The 2,627-nt window shown below is 70.1% G+C and carries 2 protein-coding genes; both read left to right on the plus strand.

All coding sequences use genetic code 11. The features are described from left to right. Nucleotides 1-2 precede the first annotated feature (2 nt). Nucleotides 3-1,097: a branched-chain amino acid ABC transporter permease gene (locus K789_RS0100205; protein ID WP_084507100.1), complete on the plus strand. Its 1,095-nt coding sequence runs from the start codon at nt 3-5 to the stop codon at nt 1,095-1,097. Beyond that, a partial coding sequence (locus K789_RS0100210; protein ID WP_024364985.1) for a class I adenylate-forming enzyme family protein occupies nt 1,094-2,627 on the plus strand: 1,534 nt, incomplete at its 3' end. The genes K789_RS0100205 and K789_RS0100210, both read left to right, overlap by 4 nt.

Genomic DNA, 2,627 nt, shown 5'->3' on the forward strand with positions numbered 1-2,627 from the left:
TCGTGCTCCTGGTCCTGCTGCCGCTGCTCAACCTGTCCCTGCCCGGCGTGCTGCCCGGACCGACGTACACGCCGGGGTCCCTGCAGTTGCTCGCGATGTGCATGCTGATGGCCGCCGCCGCCCTGACCTACCACCTGCTGCTGGGCGTGGCCGGACTGTTGTCCTTCGGCCATGCGCTGTATTTCGGCGCCGGCGTCTACGGGCTGGCAATCATCCTGCAGAACCTGGACATCCCGCTGCTGCCCGCGATGGGCCTGACCCTGCTGGTCGTGATCGTGCTGGCCCATGTCGTGGGGAGCATCAGCCTGCGGGTCAGCGGCATTCCCTTCGCCATGGTCACGCTCGCGTTCGCCCAGGCCGGCTCGGTGATCGTGGGCCGCAACCCGGACGGCACCACCGGCGGAGATGAAGGCCTGACGGTGCGCACCGACAACCTGCCCGACTTCCTCGTGGGCGTGGTCAATACCCGCAACCTCTACTGGCTGGCCCTGGCGGTGCTCGTGGCTGTTTTCATCGTGGTCACCTGGGTGCAGTCCTCCCGCGCCGGCCACGTCGCCGCCGCGGTCCGCGAGAACGAACTCCGCGTCCGCGTCCTGGGCCTGCAGCCGTACCTCGTCAAGCTGCTGATCTTCGTGGTTTCCGCCGTCCTGGTCAGCATCATCGGCATGGTGTTCCTGCTGCTGCAAAGCGGCGCCGTGCCGCGGGCCATGTCCGCCGACCTGACCATCACCCTGCTCGTGATGGTGGTCCTGGGCGGCGTCGGCTCGCGCTGGGGCGCGGTGATCGGCGGGGTCTTCTACACGATCCTGGACCAGCGCCTCACGACGCTGGCGAACTCCGACGCGATCGACGCGCTGCCGGACATCCTGCGGGTACCGTTGTCTGAGCCCCTGTTCATCCTGGGCACCTTGTTCATCCTCGTGGTGCTCTTCCTGCCCGGCGGCCTGACGGGAACCGCGCAGCGGCTGGCCCACCGCCGGGACCGGCACAAAACGCGCCGCGACGGCCCCGGTGCGGGACCTAACAGCCCCGGACATGACAGTACCGGAAGCGAAAGGACAACAATGTCCCGCGAGATCCTGGAGGAATCGGCATGAGCACCTCCGGAACCGGACCGCGTGACGGGCTGCACACCCTGGGCCGCTGGACCACGGACCGCAGCCTCGCCACCCCGCAGCGGACCGCCATCGACGACCGCGGCTGCACGCTGAGCTACGGCGAGCTGGAACGCCGGGCGGCCGGCCTCGCCACCGGACTGACGGCGGCCGGCTACGTCACCGGGGACCGGATCGCGACCCTGACCGGCAACAGCTCGGACCACGTGGTGGTGTTCTTCGCCTGCGCCAAGGCCGGGCTGGTCCTCGTCCCGCTGTCCTGGCGGCTCTCTCCCAAAGAACTCGCTGCGCAGCTTGAGCTCGCGGACCCGCAGCTGCTGCTCGTCGAGGACGAACTGGAGTCCCTCGCCGCGGGGGCGTGCACGCTGCTGGCGCACCGGCCGCGGACCGCCGCACTGGGCCCCGGCGGCATTGAAAAGTCCGTGCCCCCGCCCTCCCGGTCGGTCAGCGGTGGCCGGCATGACGTCCGCAGCGACGTTCGTGACGACGACCCCCTCCTGATGATCTTCACCTCCGGCACCGAGGGGGCCAGCAAGGCCGCCGTGCTGACCCATGCGAACTGCTTCTGGACCAACCTCTCGCTGTCCCGGACGATGGACCTGGGCAGCACCGACGTCGTGCTGGCGGTCCTGCCGCAGTTCCATGTCGGCGGCTGGAACATCCAGCCCCTGCTGGCGTGGTGGACCGGCGCCACCGTGGTGCTGGAGCGCGGCTTCGAACCCGGACGGATCCTGCAGCTGATCGCGGAACGGCGCGTGAGCATGCTGATGGGCGTCCCCACCCAGTACCTGATGCTCGCCGAACATCCCGACTTCGCGTCCGCCGAGCTGGGCAGCCTCCGGCACGCCGTCGTGGGCGGGGCGCCCATGCCGGCGCCGCTGCTGCGGATCTGGCACCGCAGGGGAGTGGCCCTGAGCCAGGGCTACGGACTCACCGAGGCGTCCCCGAACGTGCTCTGCCTGGCCAACGAGGACGCCGCCCGGATGGTGGGGTACTCGGGCAAACCGTACCCGCATGTCGCCGTCGCCGTGGCCGATCCGGTGACCGGGGAAATCCTCGACGGCGCCGCCTCCGGCGAACTGCTGGTGGGCGGTCCCGGGGTCTTCGCCGGCTACTTCCGCGACCCCGCCGCGACTGCCGCCGTTATGGCCGGGGACTGGCTGCGCACCGGGGACCTGGTGGAACGCGACGCCGAGGGCTACATCAAAGTGGTGGACCGGCTCAAGGACATCTACATTTCCGGCGGCGAGAACGTTGCCCCGGCCGAGGTCGAGGCGGCGCTGCTGGCCCATCCGGCGGTGGCGCAGGCCGCCGTCGTCGGCGTGGAAGACCAGCGCTGGGGCGAAACCGGTGTGGCCTTTGTGGTCATCCGCCCCGGCCTGGCCACGGACGAGCAGGAACTCCTCGAGCACTGCACTGCCCAGCTGGCGCACTTCAAGGTTCCCGCACGGATCGAGATGGTCGGAGCCCTGCCCCGCACGGCGCTGAACAAGGTGCTGCGGGCCCGGCTCC

Source organism: Arthrobacter sp. TB 26, assembly GCF_000427315.1.
Taxonomy (GTDB): Bacteria; Actinomycetota; Actinomycetes; order Actinomycetales; family Micrococcaceae; genus Arthrobacter.